The sequence below is a fragment of the Neorhizobium lilium genome (assembly GCF_004053875.1).
Taxonomy (GTDB): Bacteria; Pseudomonadota; Alphaproteobacteria; order Rhizobiales; family Rhizobiaceae; genus Neorhizobium; species Neorhizobium lilii.
This window is the reverse complement of record NZ_SBIP01000003.1, coordinates 188,348-204,913: the sequence shown is the minus strand read 5'-3', so window position 1 is coordinate 204,913 and position 16,566 is coordinate 188,348. Positions and strand designations below refer to the sequence as shown.

Annotated in this window: 22 protein-coding genes; 12 read left to right on the top strand and 10 right to left on the bottom strand. The window is 60.3% G+C overall.

Translation table 11 applies throughout. The features are described from left to right. Window positions 1–17: 17 nt before the first annotated feature. The 6 genes from EPK99_RS13570 to infC form a co-directional block, all read right to left on the bottom strand. Window positions 18–353, bottom strand: coding sequence for a BrnA antitoxin family protein (locus EPK99_RS13570; RefSeq protein ID WP_128443619.1), 336 nt, complete (start codon window positions 351–353; stop codon window positions 18–20). Then, entirely contained in the window at window positions 295–585 is a 291-nt protein-coding gene (locus EPK99_RS13565; protein WP_128443618.1) for a BrnT family toxin, read from the bottom strand. Before EPK99_RS13565 ends, EPK99_RS13570 begins: the two co-directional genes overlap by 59 nt. Window positions 586–620: 35 nt before the next feature. After that, window positions 621–1,703 carry a phenylalanine--tRNA ligase subunit alpha gene (gene pheS, locus EPK99_RS13560; protein WP_128443617.1) on the bottom strand — a complete coding sequence of 361 codons (1,083 nt, stop codon included), beginning with the start codon at window positions 1,701–1,703 and terminating at the stop codon, window positions 621–623. 208 nt (window positions 1,704–1,911) lie between these two features. Next, the gene (gene rplT / locus EPK99_RS13555) at window positions 1,912–2,316 is read right to left on the bottom strand and encodes a 50S ribosomal protein L20 (RefSeq protein ID WP_128443616.1); all 405 of its coding nucleotides are present in this window, start codon (window positions 2,314–2,316) and stop codon (window positions 1,912–1,914) included. Between the two features lie 39 nt (window positions 2,317–2,355). Further along, window positions 2,356–2,559, bottom strand: a complete 204-nt coding sequence (rpmI, locus tag EPK99_RS13550) for a 50S ribosomal protein L35 (RefSeq protein WP_037159489.1) — start codon at window positions 2,557–2,559, stop codon at window positions 2,356–2,358. A gap of 198 nt (window positions 2,560–2,757) precedes the next feature. After that, window positions 2,758–3,294, bottom strand: coding sequence for a translation initiation factor IF-3 (infC, locus tag EPK99_RS13545; protein WP_128443615.1), 537 nt, complete (start codon window positions 3,292–3,294; stop codon window positions 2,758–2,760). Between the two features lie 181 nt (window positions 3,295–3,475). Between infC and EPK99_RS13540 the strand changes: the two genes are divergently transcribed. Beyond that, entirely contained in the window at window positions 3,476–4,279 is an 804-nt protein-coding gene (locus EPK99_RS13540) for an alpha/beta hydrolase (RefSeq protein ID WP_128443614.1), read from the top strand. A 205-nt stretch (window positions 4,280–4,484) separates the two neighbouring features. Further along, window positions 4,485–5,030: a transglutaminase-like cysteine peptidase gene (locus EPK99_RS13535; RefSeq protein ID WP_245582457.1), complete on the top strand. Its 546-nt coding sequence runs from the start codon at window positions 4,485–4,487 to the stop codon at window positions 5,028–5,030. A 94-nt stretch (window positions 5,031–5,124) separates the two neighbouring features. Here the strand turns inward: EPK99_RS13535 and mbfA are convergent, their stop codons facing one another. After that, window positions 5,125–6,108 carry an iron exporter MbfA gene (gene mbfA, locus EPK99_RS13530; protein WP_128443612.1) on the bottom strand — a complete coding sequence of 328 codons (984 nt, stop codon included), beginning with the start codon at window positions 6,106–6,108 and terminating at the stop codon, window positions 5,125–5,127. Between the two features lie 220 nt (window positions 6,109–6,328). On the opposite strand from mbfA, the gene EPK99_RS13525 reads away from it, so the two are divergent. From EPK99_RS13525 to EPK99_RS13505, 5 genes are all read left to right on the top strand, one after another. Continuing rightward, window positions 6,329–7,435: a TRAP transporter substrate-binding protein gene (locus tag EPK99_RS13525; RefSeq protein WP_128443611.1), complete on the top strand. Its 1,107-nt coding sequence runs from the start codon at window positions 6,329–6,331 to the stop codon at window positions 7,433–7,435. A 314-nt stretch (window positions 7,436–7,749) separates the two neighbouring features. Continuing rightward, complete coding sequence (locus EPK99_RS13520) at window positions 7,750–7,959, top strand: cold-shock protein (protein WP_128443610.1); 210 nt, start codon at window positions 7,750–7,752, stop codon at window positions 7,957–7,959. A 129-nt stretch (window positions 7,960–8,088) separates the two neighbouring features. After that, window positions 8,089–8,370: a cold-shock protein gene (locus EPK99_RS13515; RefSeq protein ID WP_128443609.1), complete on the top strand. Its 282-nt coding sequence runs from the start codon at window positions 8,089–8,091 to the stop codon at window positions 8,368–8,370. A 42-nt stretch (window positions 8,371–8,412) separates the two neighbouring features. Beyond that, window positions 8,413–8,658 (top strand): 30S ribosomal protein S21, encoded by a 246-nt coding sequence (gene rpsU / locus EPK99_RS13510; RefSeq protein WP_128443608.1) that lies wholly within the window; start codon window positions 8,413–8,415, stop codon window positions 8,656–8,658. Between the two features lie 37 nt (window positions 8,659–8,695). Further along, the gene (locus tag EPK99_RS13505; RefSeq protein ID WP_128443607.1) at window positions 8,696–8,908 is read left to right on the top strand and encodes a hypothetical protein; all 213 of its coding nucleotides are present in this window, start codon (window positions 8,696–8,698) and stop codon (window positions 8,906–8,908) included. 318 nt (window positions 8,909–9,226) lie between these two features. Here the strand turns inward: EPK99_RS13505 and EPK99_RS25310 are convergent, their stop codons facing one another. Continuing rightward, entirely contained in the window at window positions 9,227–9,400 is a 174-nt protein-coding gene (locus EPK99_RS25310; protein WP_164901775.1) for a hypothetical protein, read from the bottom strand. A 149-nt stretch (window positions 9,401–9,549) separates the two neighbouring features. On the opposite strand from EPK99_RS25310, the gene EPK99_RS13500 reads away from it, so the two are divergent. The 3 genes from EPK99_RS13500 (at window position 9,550) to EPK99_RS13490 (ending at window position 12,104) form a co-directional block, all read left to right on the top strand. After that, window positions 9,550–10,173 carry a TetR/AcrR family transcriptional regulator gene (locus tag EPK99_RS13500; RefSeq protein WP_128443606.1) on the top strand — a complete coding sequence of 208 codons (624 nt, stop codon included), beginning with the start codon at window positions 9,550–9,552 and terminating at the stop codon, window positions 10,171–10,173. A gap of 31 nt (window positions 10,174–10,204) precedes the next feature. Then, window positions 10,205–11,404 (top strand): MFS transporter, encoded by a 1,200-nt coding sequence (locus tag EPK99_RS13495; protein ID WP_128443605.1) that lies wholly within the window; start codon window positions 10,205–10,207, stop codon window positions 11,402–11,404. Window positions 11,405–11,468: 64 nt separating this feature from the next. After that, window positions 11,469–12,104 (top strand): HAD-IA family hydrolase, encoded by a 636-nt coding sequence (locus EPK99_RS13490; RefSeq protein WP_128443604.1) that lies wholly within the window; start codon window positions 11,469–11,471, stop codon window positions 12,102–12,104. Here EPK99_RS13490 and EPK99_RS13485 read toward each other — a convergent pair. After that, window positions 12,086–12,607, bottom strand: coding sequence for a GNAT family N-acetyltransferase (locus EPK99_RS13485; protein ID WP_128443603.1), 522 nt, complete (start codon window positions 12,605–12,607; stop codon window positions 12,086–12,088). The genes EPK99_RS13490 and EPK99_RS13485 overlap by 19 nt on opposite strands. A 31-nt stretch (window positions 12,608–12,638) precedes the next feature. Continuing rightward, window positions 12,639–13,217, bottom strand: a complete 579-nt coding sequence (locus EPK99_RS13480) for a helix-turn-helix domain-containing protein (RefSeq protein ID WP_128443602.1) — start codon at window positions 13,215–13,217, stop codon at window positions 12,639–12,641. Window positions 13,218–13,387: 170 nt separating this feature from the next. Between EPK99_RS13480 and EPK99_RS13475 the strand changes: the two genes are divergently transcribed. Together EPK99_RS13475 and lepA are read left to right on the top strand one after the other, a co-directional pair. After that, window positions 13,388–14,635: an MFS transporter gene (locus tag EPK99_RS13475; RefSeq protein WP_425374202.1), complete on the top strand. Its 1,248-nt coding sequence runs from the start codon at window positions 13,388–13,390 to the stop codon at window positions 14,633–14,635. A gap of 72 nt (window positions 14,636–14,707) precedes the next feature. Further along, window positions 14,708–16,531: a translation elongation factor 4 gene (gene lepA, locus EPK99_RS13470; RefSeq protein ID WP_128443601.1), complete on the top strand. Its 1,824-nt coding sequence runs from the start codon at window positions 14,708–14,710 to the stop codon at window positions 16,529–16,531. The last annotated feature ends 35 nt before the right edge of the window (window positions 16,532–16,566 follow it).

The window sequence follows — 16,566 nt, the reverse complement described above, 5'->3', positions numbered from 1 at the left end:
CGTACAAGTTGCCACCTTCAGGTGTCTTTGCCATGCGGCTTTTGCCCGTCTGCCTTCACATACTCTGTCAGCACCGCGTTGATGCGGCTCTGCCAACCTGGCCCGGTCCGGCGGAAATGCGAGACCACTTCGGCATCCAGGCGCAATCCGATCCGCTCCTTGACGGCGGCTTTCTGCGGACCGCGCTCACCCCGGGCCTTCTCGAACGCCTTAGCGATGTCGGGAAAGATGTCGCCCATCGGTTTAAAGTGCTTCAAGTCTTCCGCCGTTATTTCACGGACTTCTCCTTCCTCGTCAGTGAGAGGCTGGAGATGATCCGGAAGCTTCGGAAAAGCTTTTCTGTTCTCTGTCATTGGCCTTCCTCAGAGAAATGATCCGCATTCTGCCTTCCCGTGGCGTCCAGCACAGAACATGCAAGCGTGCGTTAATGAAGCCATAGGACAAGAAACGGGACTCGCCGTAAGGCGTGCGATTGTCTTCGATGGTCAATGCCGTATCCGTTTCCATCAACACGGCATCTGCGAAATCAATCCCTCGCTCGCGCAGGTTCTTTTGCCGCTTCTCCTCGTCCCATTCCAGATCCATACCTACCACACATATTTAATTGTGGCCACAATAAATCAACTACTCAAGCCGCCGAACAGGGTCGGCATGTCGAGCGGGCGGAAGCCGTAATGGTTCATCCAGCGGACATCGGCGTTGAAGAAATCGCGCAGGTCCGGCATGCCGTATTTCAGCATGGCGATGCGGTCCAGCCCCATGCCCCAGGCAAAGCCCTGGAATTCGTCCGGATCGAGCCCGCCGGACCGCAGCACGTTCGGATGCACCATGCCGCAGCCGAGGATTTCCATCCAGTCCGTGCCTTCGCCGAACTTCACGATCGGGCCGGAGCGATCGCACTGGATATCCACCTCGAAGCTCGGTTCGGTGAATGGGAAGAAAGACGGGCGAAAGCGCATGGTGACGCTGTCAACCTCGAAGAAGGCCTTGCAGAACTCCTCAAGAATCCAGCGCATATTGCCCACATGGCTCTTGCGGTCCACGACCAGGCCTTCGACCTGGTGGAACATGGGCGAATGGGTGGCGTCCGAATCCTGCCGGTAGGTCTTGCCCGGAATGATGATGCGGATCGGCGGGCTCGATGCTTCCATGGTGCGGATCTGCACCGGCGAGGTATGGGTGCGCAGCACCTTGCGCTCGCCGTTTTCGTCCGGCTGGAAGAAAAACGTATCGTGCATTTCGCGGGCGGGATGGCCTTCCGGAAAATTCAGCGCGGTGAAATTGTAATAGTCTGTCTCGATGTCCGGACCTTCGGCAATGGCAAAACCCATATCGCCGAAAATGGCGGTGATTTCATCGACGATCTGGCTGATCGGATGAATCCGGCCGCGCTCGGCGGGAGAGGAGCGCACCGGCAGCGAGATATCCACGGTCTCGGCCTTCAGCCGCGCCTCGATGGCGGCATCCTTCAGCACCGTCTTGCGGGTGTTGATCGCGTCCGTGATCTCGGTCTTGAGGGCGTTGATCGCAGCACCTCGGGTCTGGCGCTCTTCCGCCGACATGGAACCAAGCGTCTTCAGCAGCTCGGAGACGGAGCCCTTCTTGCCGAGCGCCGAAACGCGCACGGCCTCGATGGCGGCTTCGTCGTCGGCACCGGCAATTTCCGCCAGAAGCGAAGTTCTCAGATTTTCCAGATCGGACATGGTTGCTTCCGTGTGATGGTGGGAGAGAGATCGGCAAAGAAAAACCCGCGCCAGGCGAGACCAGCGCGGGTTTCCCAAAATCAATGCACAAAGCTTGGGAAGCGCTGGTAGCGCATGTCCATGTGAGCTCTAGCCCACATGAAAGGAACATGCGCCATCTCAGTTGGCTGAGCCAGCTTTGTGCGTTCCTGTTCGGAACGCACGCGGCTCAGCGAACCGCGCTTTCAAACTCGTTGGTGGTACCGGCGTCCTTGAGGTATTCAAGGGCCGTCTTGGCAGCGGCAACCAGCGCGCCGAAGGCTTCCGGCTCATGGATGGCCATGTCGGACAGAACCTTGCGGTCCACTTCGATTCCGGCCTTGTTGAGGCCGTCGATGAAGCGGCCATAGGTCAGGCCAGATTCGCGAACGGCAGCGTTGATACGCTGGATCCACAGAGCGCGGAAATTGCGCTTCTTGACGCGGCGGTCGCGGGTGGCGAACTGCCTGGAGCGATCGACGGCAGCCTTCGCTGCGCGGATCGTATTCTTGCGGCGGCCGTAGAAGCCCTTGGCTGCCTTCAAAGTCTTGGTGTGCTTGGCGCGGGAAGTTACGCCACGTTTTACGCGTGCCATGTCATGATCTCCTTAAACTGATCCAATTCGGCGAGGGTCTCAGAGACCGTTCGGCAGGTAGCTCTTGATAACCTTCTTGCCATCGGGTTCGGCAAGGATCATCGTTCCGCGTGCATCGCGGATGAACTTGTTGGACCGCTTGATCATGCCGTGGCGCTTGCCTGCAGCAGCTGCAACGACTTTACCCGTTGCAGTGATCTTGAACCGCTTCTTAGCGGCAGATTTCGTCTTCATCTTGGGCATTTTGCTACTCCGTATTTGTATCGAACCGGGCAGACGAAGCCCAATTCAAGCATTTAGAACGGCCACGGCATGCCCTGCCGGACCGTTCGGACGCGCGCTTATAACCGCAGCCGGTCGAAAGCGCAATGGGGAAAGACTGCATGACAGGAGGCCGGCGAAAAGCCGGCAAGGCCGCTTGGAACGCAGCGAATGCGGCGCTTATTTCGGCGCCAGCACCATCATCATCTGGCGGCCTTCGAGCTTGGGCTCGGCTTCCACCTTGGCGATTTCCTGGGTGTCGTCCTTCACCTGCAGAAGCAATTTCATGCCAAGTTCCTGGTGAGCCATTTCACGGCCACGGAACTTCAAGGTCACCTTGACCTTGTCGCCTTCGTCAAAGAAGCGGTTCATCGCCTTCATCTTCACCTCATAGTCATGGGTGTCGATGTTCGGGCGCATCTTGATTTCTTTGATTTCGACGATCTTCTGCTTCTTGCGGGCTTCGGCAGCCTTCTTCTGGTTTGCATATTTCAGCTTGCCAAGGTCGAGGATCTTGCACACCGGCGGTTCGGTGTTCGGCGAGATCTCAACGAGATCGAGGCCGGCATCCTCGGCCATCTTGAGGGCTTCCTCGGTCGGAACAATACCAAGGTTCAGGCCCTCGGCATCAATAAGCTGGACCTTCGGAATGCGGATTTCCCGGTTGGAGCGCGGCCCGTCCTTTACAGGGGCATCGGTTTTGAATGGTCTGCGGATGGTCGTATTCTCCTTGATAATTTCGGACCACAGGCATCAACGTCTCCCCGCCCAGCCTGCGGGCGAAAGCAATGTCGTGATCGCTTGGCGGAAGTCAATAGCATGCCGCGACGAATAAATCACCTGCTGTCGGCATTCCGCGAATCTGTTTTATAGGCGCGACCGTTTCAAGGAAACCACCATGAATAATGCCGTACCTGCCATAGTCGAACACCGCGTCACCGTCGGCGAGGGAACCGCCGCCCGCGAGATCGCCATTCTCCATCGTCCGGCAAAGCGAAAGGATGCGACCGCGCTGGTCTGGCTCGGCGGCTACCGCTCCGACATGACGGGAACCAAGGCGGTGACGCTCGATGCGCTTGCGGCCGAACTCGATCTCGCCGCCATCCGCTTCGACTATTCCGGCCACGGCGCTTCCGGTGGCGCCTTTCGTGACGGCACGATCTCGCGCTGGCTGGAAGAAACGATGGCGGTGCTCCAGCACATCAAGCCGAAACGGGTCGTGCTGGTCGGCTCCTCCATGGGCGGCTGGATCGCGCTTCGGCTGGTCCAGGAACTCGCCAAGCGAAAGAGGTCGCCTAAAATGGAGGCGATGATCCTGATTGCCCCTGCTCCGGACTTCACGTCCGAGCTGATCGAACCAAACCTCAGCGAGGCAGAGCTTCGATCGCTGGCCGAGAACGGTTATTTCGAAGAGCCCTCCGCCTACAGCGCCGAACCTTATATCTACACCCGGGCGCTGATCGAGGACGGTCGCCGCAACCGGGTCATGACCGGCATTATCGAGACCGGCTGCCCCGTCCACATCATCCAGGGAATGGCCGATCCGGATGTACCTTATGGCCATGCGTTGAAACTGATGGAATTCCTGCCTGCGGACGACGTGGTGCTGACCTTGATCCGCGACGGCGATCACCGGCTTTCCCGGCCTCAGGACCTCGAAAAGCTGGAAGCCATTGTGAAGGCATCAATTATCAATGACTAAAATTTGGGCTGATACTGAAATGCCGCAGTCTTAACCATATTCTGAAATGACCTCTCCTTAACAAATCCTGAACAATTGACTAACGACCCCTCTGCACCTTAACCTTTCGTTAGGACTTGAAGGGACGGGTCGAATGAAAATAGCCTTGCAGGCACGGCGTATTGCCGTGATCCTATTGAGTACCCTTGTACCTGTGAGTGCGGCTATGCCCGCACCGCGGCCCATAGCCGCTTCGATGGTAACAGGCTCGGTCACCTCGCAGCCCATCGGCCATTACGATTTCTGTCAGCGCTACGCCGCCGAATGCAATATCAAGAGCCGTTCTGCGCCGGCCCCAAGAGTGACCGACAGGGGCTGGGAGATCGTTCGCGACATCAACCGAGCCGTAAACGCCCGCTACATTCCCCGCACCGACCAGGAAATCTACGGCAAGGAAGAATTCTGGGAGTACCCGACGGTTTTCGCCGATTGCGAGGACTTCGCGTTGGAGAAGCGCAAGGAACTGATTGCCGCCGGCTTTGCCTATTCGGACCTGCTGATGACCGTCGTGCGCAAATCGGACGGCGAAGGCCATGCGGTCCTGACCCTGCGGACGGCAGATGGCGACTTCGTTCTCGACAACCTGACGGACGACGTGTTCGCCTGGTACCAGACGCCCTATACCTTCCTGAAGCGTCAGGCGACCTTCAACACCGGACGCTGGGTCACCATCGAAAACGGCCGCGACCTTCTGGTAGGCGCGCTGCGTTAAGAGATTTCAGCCTGATGATCTTTCTAGCCCGCCCCTGCTTGCAGAGGCGGGCTCTTGTTTTAGGCAAGGGCAGATCGTGCCTTGGCAACCGTTCCTACGCATTGCCGATGAGGATGCCGGCCGCCAGCACAAGACAGCCGCCGACGACGACCTGGAAGACCGCCCGCATGAAGGGCGTCTCCATGAAGCGGTTCTGGATGAAGGCGATGGCCCACAGCTCGAAGAAGACGACGACGGCGGCAACAGCCGTCGCGGTCCAGAAATGCGGGATCAAGTAGGGCAGCGCGTGGCCGAGGCCTCCGAGCGTCGTCATGATACCGCAGGCAAGGCCGCGTTTGATGGGGGAGCCGCGGCCGGAGATCTTGCCGTCGTCGTGAGCCGCTTCCGTGAAGCCCATGGAGATGCCGGCGCCGACCGAGGCGGACAGGCCGATCAGGAAGGTCGACCAGGTGTTCTGGGTGGCGAAGGCCGCCGCGAAGATCGGCGCAAGGGTCGAGACCGAACCGTCCATCAGCCCGGCCAGACCCGGCTGCACATAGGTGAGGACGAATTGCCGGCGGGCAGCCTTGTCTTCTTCCGCCTCCACCTCTTCCGGCACATGCTTTTCGGTCAGCATGCGGGCGATGTCTTCGTGTCCTTCCTCCGCCAACGCCAAATCGCCCAGAAGCTGGCGCGTCTGCGCATCCGGCACGCGCTTGGCAGCCTCGCGATAGAACCGCGCCGCCTGCTCCTCCATGGCCTGTGTTTCCGCACGCACCGTATCCAGCGACAGGTTGCCGCGCAGCCAATCCGGCTTGCGCTCGTAGAATCCGCGCACATGCTCGCGCCGGATCAGCGGAATACGCTCCCCGAAGCGCGACCGGAACATGGCGATCAGCGTATTCTTGTGCGTCTGTTCGACTTCCGCCATGTCCTCGAAGACTTTGGCCGAGGCCGGATATTGCGCCCGCAAGCCATCGGCATAGGCAAGGTAGATCCGGGCATCCTCTTCCTCGGCGCCGATCGCCAGCGCCAGGATTTCTGCCTCGCTGAGGCTGTCGAATGACCTTTTCGAATTGGGCAGCAATCGGCCGAGCATAGAATCTTCCTTATTAGAATTATTCTAAACTATCCTATCTTTGGAAGAGATCAAGCCCATTGCAGTGCAGGCCAAAGCGAGGGCATTCAAGACGTGTCGCGCAATGTTTTGCCTCGCGCGCGGCGCTTGGGCGCAACAAACCGAATTTTTCTCTTGCCGGGCTAGAAACCAAAGTCCTAAGAGCGCTTCACCACGCAGATTATCGAGGAGGCATAACCGCATGGATCGCAGACAATTCTTCCGCAAGGCAAGCACCGCCAGCCTTGGCGCAGCCGCTGCAACCGCATTGGCGGCGCCGGCCATCGCGCAGGAAAGCCCGAAGATTACCTGGCGGATGACGTCTTCCTTCACGAAGAACACCGATATCCTCTTCAGCGGCTGCACGGATATCGCCACCAGCGTCGCCGAAGCGACCGACGGCAATTTCACCATCCACACCTTCGCAGCAGGCGAAGTGGTGCCAGGCCTGCAGGCGGCGGACGCCGTGGCCAACGGCACGGTCGAGATGGCCCATACCTGCTCCTACTATTATATCGGCAAGGATCCGACGTTCGCGCTCGGCACGGCCATCCCCTTCGGCCTCAATGCCCGCCAGACCAATTCCTGGTTCTCGGTCGGCGGCGGCAACGAGCTGCTCAACGAATTCCTCACCGGCTACAATCTCTACGCATTGCCGGCCGGCAATACCGGCGCCCAGATGGGCGGCTGGTATCGCAAGGAAATCAACACCGTCGACGATCTGAAGGGCCTGAAGATGCGCATTGCCGGCCTCGCCGGCCAGGTCATGCAGAAGCTCGGCGTCACGCCGCAGCAGATCCCCGGCGGCGACGTCTATGCGGCACTCGAAAAGGGCACGATCGATGCGACCGAGTTCGTCGGTCCATATGACGACCAGAAGCTCGGCTTCGTGAAGGTCGCCAAATACTACTACTACCCTGCCTGGTGGGAAGGTGGCCCGGCTGTGCATGCCTTCTTCAACCTGGAGAAGTTCAAGGGGCTGCCGAAGAGCTATCAGCGCATCCTCAAGGATGCCTGCGCCAATGCCAATGCCAACATGCTGGCCCGCTATGACGCCAGCAATGCCAAGGCGCTTCGCCAGCTCGTCGCGGAAGGCGCTGTTCTGAAGGCCTTCAACCAGCAGATCCTCGAGGCCAGCTATAAGGCGGCGCAGGAGACCTATGCGGATCTCTCCGCCAAGAACCCGGCCTTCAAGAAGATCTATGACAGCCAGCAGGCTTTCAAGAAGGACGCCTATCTCTGGGCGCAGATCGCCGACTACACCTACGACACTTTTATGATGATCCAGCAGCGCAACGGCACGCTGTGATTTTCAAAGGCGGGCCTGGAGCAATCCAGGCCCGCCCTGGCACTCAGGGCGCCGCCACATTCTTGTCCCAGACACTTGCCTCAACTGGCCGAATAGGGCCGCAAACCCCTCTCCAGCCGCGGGTCGAGACCGATTGCAGAAAATTAAAATGCCGTTTGTTGATTGCTAATCCTGGATTTGCGCTTATATTGGAGCAATCGAAGATTGGTTGCGACCTTTGTCCACGAGCGGACGGCTCTGTCAGATTTCCTCTCAAATATCGATTTACTGGGCAAGTCATCGCCCAATCAACGAGCGCTTGAAAGGAATTCATCATGAGCACAGGCACCGTAAAGTGGTTCAACGCAACCAAGGGCTTCGGCTTTATCCAGCCTGACGACGGCGATACGGACGTTTTCGTTCACGTTTCGGCTGTAGAACGCGCTGGTATGAGTTCGCTGCAGGAAGGCCAGAAGATCTCCTACGAGATCGTTCGCGACCGCAAGTCCGGCAAGAGCTCGGCAGACAACCTCCGCGCCGTATAATCGCGTCATTCGCTTCCGCTGACCACGGATGTACTGGCAGCTGAGGCTTGAATGATGGGAAGAGGGGCGAGCGAGAGCTCGGCCTTTTTTGTTTGGACGCGGCCAGCCGGTCGAGCTAAGGATAGAGCAATGAGCCTCACTATATATGCAGTCGGCGACGCGCTCGTGTTGAGAGCCGGCTTGACGCGAACTGCCGTTGGCATCCGCACTTGCCGGGTGGTTGGTGTGCTGCCGAATGCCGATCGCGGCGAGCAGCAGTATCGGGTTCGATTCGGCAACGAGAATTTCGAGCGGCGCATCGTCGGAAGTGATATCGACCGCACGGAAACGGCGGCGAACGAACAAACGGCCGTAATCGAGTTGGAAAACGAGGGCGGGCCCTGGCTCAAGCCCATGCGCATCGGCAAATAATTATTCGAGAAAGCGGGGCTTCCCGCATGGAAAGGAAATAGCTTGCAGGTTCTGGTTAGAGATAACAACGTCGATCAGGCACTTCGGGTGCTCAAGAAGAAGATGCAGCGCGAAGGCCTCTTCCGCGAGATGAAGGCGCGCAGCGCCTATGAGAAGCCTTCGGAAAAGCGCGCCCGCGAAAAGGCCGAAGCCATTCGCCGCTCGCGCAAGCTGGCCCGAAAGAAGGCTCAGCGCGAAGGCCTGCTGCCCATGCCCAAGAAGGCCCCGATCGTAGCCCGCGCCAGATAAGTCAGGCCACAGGCCCGGATCCAAGACGGAGGAAGCCATGACTGCCACCAAGGACGAATTCTTCAATCCTGCCAAGCTTTCTGCCCGCGACAAGGCAGCCGTGACCGATCATACGGCGCGCTCCATTATCGCAGCGGAAACCAATGAGCGGGAAAAGAAGACCGAGAAATTGAGGCTGCTCCGCGAGGAGCGGGAGGCGGAGGCTAAACCTGCCGCTCCGCGCACGAAGGGCAAAAAAGCCTCCAGCTGATCATTGACACTAGGCCCGGTTCGTCCGGGCCTTTTGCTTTTCCGGAGATATCTCCGAAAGGTCTTGGGTCAGGACCTGGCCGGTTGCAGCCTCGGGATTTGGCGGCGACTGTCCAAGCCGCCCTGCGGCTGTGACTTACCATCAGTCTCATGCCGACATTCGAACAGAAAAAAAGCCTTGCACGAGACAGGGCTTGAAGACATTCTGGATTGAGGTCGCTTACAGCATCTTGCGCAAAAGTGTGTATCGGTTTTGCGCGGCATGCGATAAAACAAAGACTTAGAGCGCAGAAAGTTATCTCAAGGATAGTGACATGCGTTAGTTGCGGCCGTCGTTCGGCCGCGCCTTGCGGCCACCCTCTTCCCGGGTCGTTGCCGTTTTCGCATCCGGCTGCTGGCCGAATTTCATGCCGCCGAGATGACCGCCGGCATTGGTTCGTTCAACCTGCTGCTCGGCCTTCTTCTGGGTTTCCTGGACGTCGCTCTTGCTCATCATGGTCTCCATCTGCTGGGGTAACTGCTGAGCTAACCTTCACACTCTCGATAGGTTCCTCGGATTTGAAGGACACATCGTAGACATGCGCCTTGACGGCGGCAAAATTCGCGCTTATTTGGGAACGATCATTTCCGAATTGAGTCTCCATGGATAACAGCAGTTCACTTCGCCACGCCGTCCGCGCGCCCGGACGTCCCCGCGAGTTCGAGATCGACGATGCTCTGGACAAGGCAATCGTGGTGTTTTGCGAGCGCGGCTATCACGCCGCCTCCATTTCCGAACTGAAGGATGCGATGGGGCTTGCCGCAGGCAGCCTCTACAAGGCCTTCAAGGACAAGAAGGCGATCTTTCTTGCGGCCTTCGACCGCTACAAACAGGTGCGCAACGCCGTTCTCGACAGGGAATTGCAGAAAGGCGCCGACGGCCGCGACAAGGTTTTGCGCATGCTGGGCGTCTATGCCGAAGCATCGCTCGGCGATATGGGGCAGCGTGGTTGCCTCGTCATCGGCACCGCCGTCGAGCTCGGCGCCTATGACGCGGAAGCCGCCGAGCGGGTCCACCTCTCGATGAGCCTTACGGAAGAGCTTCTGCGCGCGCTCATCCGGGAAGGACAGGCGGACGGCTCCATTCCGCCTTCCGTGAATGCGCAGTCCACCGCCCGCCTGCTGCTCTCGCTGATCTATGGGCTGCGTGTGCTCGGCAAGACCCAGCCGGAGCCCGAACAGGCCTATTGCGTGGTCGAGACCGCGATGAAGCTTCTCGACCGATAATCATTTCTCCCTTCCTCCCAAGGAGCTCAGCATGACAGAAACCACCGCAACGGCGGATCCCATGGCCTCGACCATGTCGACCGGCATGACCTTCCTGATGGCGGCCGCCTGCGGCCTGATCGTCGCCAATCTCTATTACGCACAGCCGCTGGCAGGACCGATCGCAGCGGCCATCGGCCTGCCTGCCAGTGCCACAGGGCTCATCGTCACACTCACCCAGATCGGCTATGGGCTCGGCCTGCTGCTGATCGTTCCGCTCGGCGACCTTATGGAAAACCGCCGCCTGATCGTCATCATGATCGCGGCTGCAACTGTCTCACTTTTGGCTGCCGCCCTGTCCACGACGCCTACACCCTTCCTCATCGCCTCTCTTGCGATCGGGCTTGCCTCGACCGCCGTGCAGATGATCGTGCCGTTAGCGGCAAGCCTTGCGCCCGATGCCATGCGCGGACGGGTGGTCGGTAATGTCATGAGCGGCCTGATGATCGGCATCATGATGGCCCGCCCGATCGCCAGCTTCATCGCCCGCTTCTCTTCCTGGCACCTCGTCTTCTTCCTGTCGGCCGGCGTCATGGTGCTTGTCGGGATCACGCTTGCCTACCGCCTGCCGAAGCGCATGCCGCAGACGAGGCTTTCCTATGGCGCCCTGCTCGCCTCCATGGGCCGGCTTTACGCCACGCAACCTGTGCTGCGCCGCCGCGCCTTCTACCAGGCCTTCCAATTCGCAAGCTTCAGCCTGTTCTGGACAGTCACGCCTCTGGTTCTTGCCGGCCCGGCCTTCCAGCTCACCCAGGCAGGCATCGCCCTCTTCGCGCTGGCCGGCGTTGCCGGCGCGATCGCTTCGCCGGTTGCCGGACGGCTCGCCGACCGCGACCTCAGCCGGCCGGCGACACTGTTCGGCATCCTCGCCGTGGCTGCCGCCTATCTCATCACCCATCTCGCGCCGGAAGGATCCACCCTTGCGCTCGGGCTGATGACGGCGGCGGCGATCCTGCTCGACTTCGGCGTCACCATGACCCTGGTGATCGGCCAGCGGGCGATCTACGGCCTCGGCGCCGATCTGCGTTCGCGGCTGAACGGGCTGTTCATGGCGACCTTCTTCGTTGGCGGAGCGGTGGGATCGGCCGTGGGCGCCTGGGCCTTCGCACAGGGCGGATGGCTATTTGCGTCATCCTTCGGCCTGATGCTTCCGGTCATCGCGCTCGTTTATTTCGTGACCGAGAAGCGGTAACAAAAAAAGACAAGCAGCCTGCCTTCCGATCAGGCTGCCAGTCTTTCAGATCAGGATATTCATCATGAAAGTGTTGATGGTCGACGTCGACGGAGTGCTGGTCCATGGTCGGCCTTCCGATGGATTATCGCTGTTCACCTATCTCGAACGCGATCATGGACTGCCGCTGGATACTTTCCAGAACGAGTTTTTTAACCCTTACTGGGTTGGAATCGTGACCGGCCGCGAGCCCATCGAGCCTCGATTGAGTGAAGTCCTGAAGCGGATTGCCCCTCATCTCGAAACTGAAACGTTGCTAAAATACTGGTTCGAGAACGACTCCCTATTGGACCAGCGGCTGCTCGACCGGCTTGGCGCACTGAGACAGGATGACGTGAGGCTCTATCTCGCCACTAATCAGGAGCATCGCCGCGCCGCCTATCTGATGAACGAGATGGGCCTTGGCCGGCATTTCGACGGCATATTTTATTCAGCCGATCTTGGTCATAGAAAGCCGACGCACGACTTTTATCGGCTGGCGACCGACAGTGCAGGCGTATCTCCAAGTGAGATTGCCTTCCTTGATGATATGTTGGAAAATGTCGAGGCCGCACGGGAGTTCGGCTGGAATGCCGTTCAGTGGATGGCAGATATGGAACTTGAAACAGCGTTGACCTCGCTGACCACGCCGCACCCGAGCCGTCAGCCGATCCGCTTGTAAAACAGCGTCGTGCCGCAGAAACCGCCCTGCGGCCACAGGGCGTAATCCGGGATGACGCCGACACGCTCCCAGCCGAAGCGCGGATAGATCCGCTCCGCCTCGCTGCCGGTGGCCGTGTCCAGTACGAGAAGCGTGCGGCCACGGCGTGCGGCCTCCGCCTCTACCGCATCCATCAGCCTGCGCGACAGGCCGAGCCCACGGGCCGAGCGATGCACCAGAAGCTTCATCAGGTCGCCGCGATGCGGCTGGTTCGGCTTGGAGGCCAACCCCACCTGCACCGTGCCCACCGGTCTGCCCTCCACGTCGGCAACCGCCAGAATAATGCCGCCCCGTTCCACCTGATCGGCGATATCCTGCCAGTATGCCACCGCATCTTGCGGCGTAAACGGCAGCATGAAGCCGAGCGATGCGCCGCCATTGATGCAGTCGGACAGGATCTCGCAGAGATCGGCGATGGAGGCGCGAGCCTGGTCGGCGGTGATGATGCGGATGGTTGCGGTCATGGCTCTCTCTTCGATGATGACTGGTCGATGACTACCGGCCGCGGTCGAGAACGACCGCATACCGCGCCGGCTTGTCGGATGGGTTGTGGAAGTCGAAGGCGTCGCCGATATCCATGAACAGGCAGTCGCCGGGATGCAGCAGGTGGACTGTCTCTCCGATGATCAACTCCAGCGTTCCTTCAAACAGCCAGACATGCTGGGTCATCGACCGGCTTTCCTCACGCGGCGGGAAGCTGACCCGCGCATGCGCCGGAAACTCCACCTCGACGATATCCACCCGGCTCGGCATTCCTGGCGGTGAAACCGAGCGACGCAGGTAGCCGGTCTGCGGGTCCCGCCACAGTTTCTGGTTTGCGCGGCGGCTGAGCGGCGAGGCGTCGGCCCTGATATCGTCGGCAAAAAAGGCGGAAAGCGACAGTCCCAAAGCTTCGGACAGTCTTGCCAGAAGTGCGGCCGTCGGGCTTGCCTCAGCGCGCTCTATGCGGGAGATCATGGCACGGCTGACACCCGAGCGCTCCGCCAGTTCCTCCAGCGTCAGGCCTTGGCTCATGCGCAACGTCTTCAGCCGCGCACCTATGGCCGTGTCTATATCGTCAGGCTCGTCTTCCATTATATGAGATATATATTCTTTTATCGTGGAATCAAGCGGCACTTGATGGGACCGCGGATTTTTACAAGCCGTGGCGTTTCCGCGATAGCATCATCCGGTTCCAATCCGCTATGAGAGCCCATCCCTGCCTGTCGGGCTGCGCTCCGACACCCTCCTGCCGGAGCACCGCCATGAACGGGCACGACATGCACACCGCCTCGCCCTTCTCGATCGCCAGCATCGTCATCTCGATGACGATTGCGGCCATCGGCAGCGGCATCATGTTCGCCTATGTACCGTTCATGCTGACCCATTCCGGCGCGCCTTCCTGGGCTGCGGGGGGAGCGGTGACGGCGGTCGCCTTCGGCGGACTGGTCGGCTGCGTGGTCGGCGGTCCGCTGATCCGGCGCGTCGGCCATGCACGGCTGTTTTCCTGCTCCATGGCCATGGTCATCATTGCCGCCGTCGTGATCGCATCCGACCTGCCGCCGCTGTGGTGGATCCTGGCGCGCGGGCTCTATGGGGCGGCCGCCAATGTCAACTTCATCATCGCCCAGAGCTGGCTCAACCACGCCGCCTCCAATGAATGGCGCGGGCGGGCCATGTCGTTCTTCTACATGACCTATGTCCTGGGTCTCGGCTGCGGCGCCTGGATCTTCGGGCAGATCCCGACCGACGGCAATCTCGCGCCGCTGGCGGTGGTGTTGTTCACCTCGCTCGCCATCCTGCCGATCGGGCTGACCCGACTGCCCAACCCGCCGGCGCCGGCGCGCGTCAATGTGGATATCAAGATGGCCTGGCGCGTTTCGCCGGTCGGGCTGATCGGGGTTCTGGCCTCGGGCGGCCTCTCCATGGTGGTGCAGGGCTTCGTGCCAATCTATGCTGCCACCAACCAGGTGCCGCAGACGGAAATCGCACTGCTGATGTTCGTGATGCAGACGGGCCTGCTGTTCGTGCAATATCCGCTCGGCATGCTGTCGGACCGTATGGACCGTCGCTATGTGCTGTTGATTGCCTGCGCGATCATCGTGGCGGCGGGGTTTGCGGCCCTCTTTTCCAGCTTCTCGCATATCTACCTGCTGATGTTCGTCTTCATGGTGTTCGGCGGCTCGGTGGAAACAGTCTATTCCATCGCCAACGCCCATGCGAACGACCGCGCCGATCCGGGTGATTTCGTGCCTCTGTCCTCCACGCTGCTAGTCGCCTGGTCGACGGCCGCCACCATAGTACCGCTGGCCGTCACCATGCTGACGCCCGGTCTTGGCGACCGCACCTTCATCGTGGCGGCCATGCTCGTGGCGGTCGCCTATGCCATCTTCGTGGTTCGCCGGCTGAAGGAGCGCGGTCCGGCACCGGAGGCGGACCGGGAAAGTTTCGGCGTTCGCAGCGCGCAGTTGCCGAACGCCAGCGCGCTGACCGAGCCGGAGCCGGGCAAATAAGGGTTTTCATCCTCAACGAATGGTTATCTTTCCCCTTTGCGGCAAGGATCGGCGCTGCTATATGCGCGAGCCATGAGCACCTCTTCCCGCACGCCCCTCGACCATATCCGCAATTTCTCGATCGTCGCGCATATCGACCACGGCAAATCGACGCTGGCCGACCGGCTGATCCAGACGACGGGCGGGCTTGCCGAGCGCGACATGTCGGAACAGGTGCTGGACTCGATGGATATCGAGCGCGAGCGCGGCATCACCATCAAGGCCCAGACCGTGCGCCTGCACTACAAGGCCAATAACGGCGAGACCTATATCCTCAACCTCATCGACACGCCCGGCCATGTGGACTTCGCCTATGAGGTGTCGCGGTCGCTCAGCGCCTGCGAAGGCTCGCTGCTGGTGGTCGATGCCTCCCAGGGGGTGGAAGCTCAGACGCTTGCCAATGTCTATCAGGCGATCGACAACAACCACGAGATCGTCACCGTCCTCAACAAGATCGACCTGCCCGCCGCCGAACCGGAGCGGATCAAGGAACAGATCGAGGAAGTGATCGGCATCGACGCGTCCGAAGCCGTGCTGATCTCCGCCAAGACGGGCCTCGGCATTCCCGACGTTCTCGAGGCCATCGTCCACAAGCTGCCGCCGCCGAAGAGCGAACTTGGCGACAAGGGACCGCTCAAGGCGCTGCTGGTGGATAGCTGGTACGACACCTATCTCGGCGTCATGGTTCTGGTGCGCATCCTGGACGGCGTGCTGACCAAGGGCCAGACGATCCGGATGATGGGCACGGATGCCAAATACCAGGTGGAGCGCGTCGGTGTGCTGACCCCGAAAATGCTGGCCGTCGATAGTCTCGGCCCCGGCGAGATCGGCTTCTTCACCGGCTCGATCAAGGAAGTGGCCGATACCCGCGTCGGCGACACGATCACCGAAGACAAGAAGCCGACGGCTCATGCGCTGCCGGGCTTCAAGCCGGCCCAGCCGGTGGTGTTCTGCGGCCTATTCCCGGTCGATGCGGCCGATTTCGAGGACCTGCGTGCCGCCATGGGCAAGCTGCGCCTCAACGACGCCTCCTTCTCCTTCGAAATGGAAAGCTCGGCAGCGCTGGGCTTCGGCTTCCGCTGCGGCTTCCTCGGCCTGCTGCATCTGGAAATCATCCAGGAACGGCTGGAGCGCGAGTTTGATCTCGACCTCATCGCCACTGCGCCTTCTGTCGTCTACAAGCTGACGATGACCGACGGCTCCGAGCGCGAGCTGCACAATCCGGCCGACATGCCGGACGTGGTGAAGATCTCCGAAATCCAGGAGCCCTGGATCAAGGCGACCATCCTGACCCCCGACGATTATCTCGGCGGCATCCTGAAACTCTGCCAGGACCGGCGCGGCATCCAGACCGAGCTCACCTATGTGGGCAAGCGCGCCATGCTGACCTACGAACTGCCGCTCAATGAAGTGGTATTCGATTTCTACGACCGCCTGAAATCCATCTCCAAGGGCTATGCCTCGTTCGACTATCACCTGCATGGCTATCGCGAAGGCAATCTCGTGAAGATGTCGATCATGGTCAATGGCGAGCCGGTCGATGCACTGTCCATGCTGGTCCACCGCTCGGCTGCCGAAAAGCGCGGCCGCGACATGTGCGAGAAGCTGAAGGACCTCATTCCGCGGCACATGTTCAAGATCCCCATCCAGGCGGCGATCGGCGGCAACGTGATCGCCCGCGAGACCATCTCGGCCATGCGCAAGGACGTGACGGCCAAGTGCTATGGCGGCGACGCCACCCGCAAGCGCAAGCTGCTCGACAAGCAGAAGGAAGGCAAGAAGCGCATGCGGCAGTTCGGCAAGGTCGATATCCCGCAGGAAGCCTTCATCGCAGCCCTGAAGATGAAGGACGACTGAGGGGCTGTCTTAATCACAGCTATTACAGCTGACTG

Excerpts from the sequence above, each read along its gene's own strand:
- EPK99_RS13535 (WP_245582457.1), top strand. The coding sequence starts at position 4,485 with ATGCCCGCACCGCGGCCCATAGCCGCTTCGATGGTAACAGGCTCGGTC.
- rpmI (WP_037159489.1), bottom strand. The coding sequence starts at position 2,559 with ATGCCCAAGATGAAGACGAAATCTGCCGCTAAGAAGCGGTTCAAGATC.
- EPK99_RS13500 (WP_128443606.1), top strand. The coding sequence starts at position 9,550 with ATGGATAACAGCAGTTCACTTCGCCACGCCGTCCGCGCGCCCGGACGT.
- EPK99_RS13515 (WP_128443609.1), top strand. The coding sequence starts at position 8,089 with ATGAGCCTCACTATATATGCAGTCGGCGACGCGCTCGTGTTGAGAGCC.
- EPK99_RS13540 (WP_128443614.1), top strand. The coding sequence starts at position 3,476 with ATGAATAATGCCGTACCTGCCATAGTCGAACACCGCGTCACCGTCGGC.
- EPK99_RS13520 (WP_128443610.1), top strand. The coding sequence starts at position 7,750 with ATGAGCACAGGCACCGTAAAGTGGTTCAACGCAACCAAGGGCTTCGGC.
- EPK99_RS13485 (WP_128443603.1), bottom strand. The coding sequence starts at position 12,607 with ATGACCGCAACCATCCGCATCATCACCGCCGACCAGGCTCGCGCCTCC.
- EPK99_RS13480 (WP_128443602.1), bottom strand. The coding sequence starts at position 13,217 with ATGGAAGACGAGCCTGACGATATAGACACGGCCATAGGTGCGCGGCTG.
- rplT (WP_128443616.1), bottom strand. The coding sequence starts at position 2,316 with ATGGCACGCGTAAAACGTGGCGTAACTTCCCGCGCCAAGCACACCAAG.
- EPK99_RS13525 (WP_128443611.1), top strand. The coding sequence starts at position 6,329 with ATGGATCGCAGACAATTCTTCCGCAAGGCAAGCACCGCCAGCCTTGGC.
- EPK99_RS13475 (WP_425374202.1), top strand. The coding sequence starts at position 13,388 with ATGAACGGGCACGACATGCACACCGCCTCGCCCTTCTCGATCGCCAGC.
- mbfA (WP_128443612.1), bottom strand. The coding sequence starts at position 6,108 with ATGCTCGGCCGATTGCTGCCCAATTCGAAAAGGTCATTCGACAGCCTC.
- EPK99_RS13490 (WP_128443604.1), top strand. The coding sequence starts at position 11,469 with ATGAAAGTGTTGATGGTCGACGTCGACGGAGTGCTGGTCCATGGTCGG.
- lepA (WP_128443601.1), top strand. The coding sequence starts at position 14,708 with ATGAGCACCTCTTCCCGCACGCCCCTCGACCATATCCGCAATTTCTCG.
- EPK99_RS13505 (WP_128443607.1), top strand. The coding sequence starts at position 8,696 with ATGACTGCCACCAAGGACGAATTCTTCAATCCTGCCAAGCTTTCTGCC.
- EPK99_RS13495 (WP_128443605.1), top strand. The coding sequence starts at position 10,205 with ATGACAGAAACCACCGCAACGGCGGATCCCATGGCCTCGACCATGTCG.
- pheS (WP_128443617.1), bottom strand. The coding sequence starts at position 1,703 with ATGTCCGATCTGGAAAATCTGAGAACTTCGCTTCTGGCGGAAATTGCC.
- EPK99_RS25310 (WP_164901775.1), bottom strand. The coding sequence starts at position 9,400 with ATGAGCAAGAGCGACGTCCAGGAAACCCAGAAGAAGGCCGAGCAGCAG.
- EPK99_RS13570 (WP_128443619.1), bottom strand. The coding sequence starts at position 353 with ATGACAGAGAACAGAAAAGCTTTTCCGAAGCTTCCGGATCATCTCCAG.
- EPK99_RS13565 (WP_128443618.1), bottom strand. The coding sequence starts at position 585 with ATGGATCTGGAATGGGACGAGGAGAAGCGGCAAAAGAACCTGCGCGAG.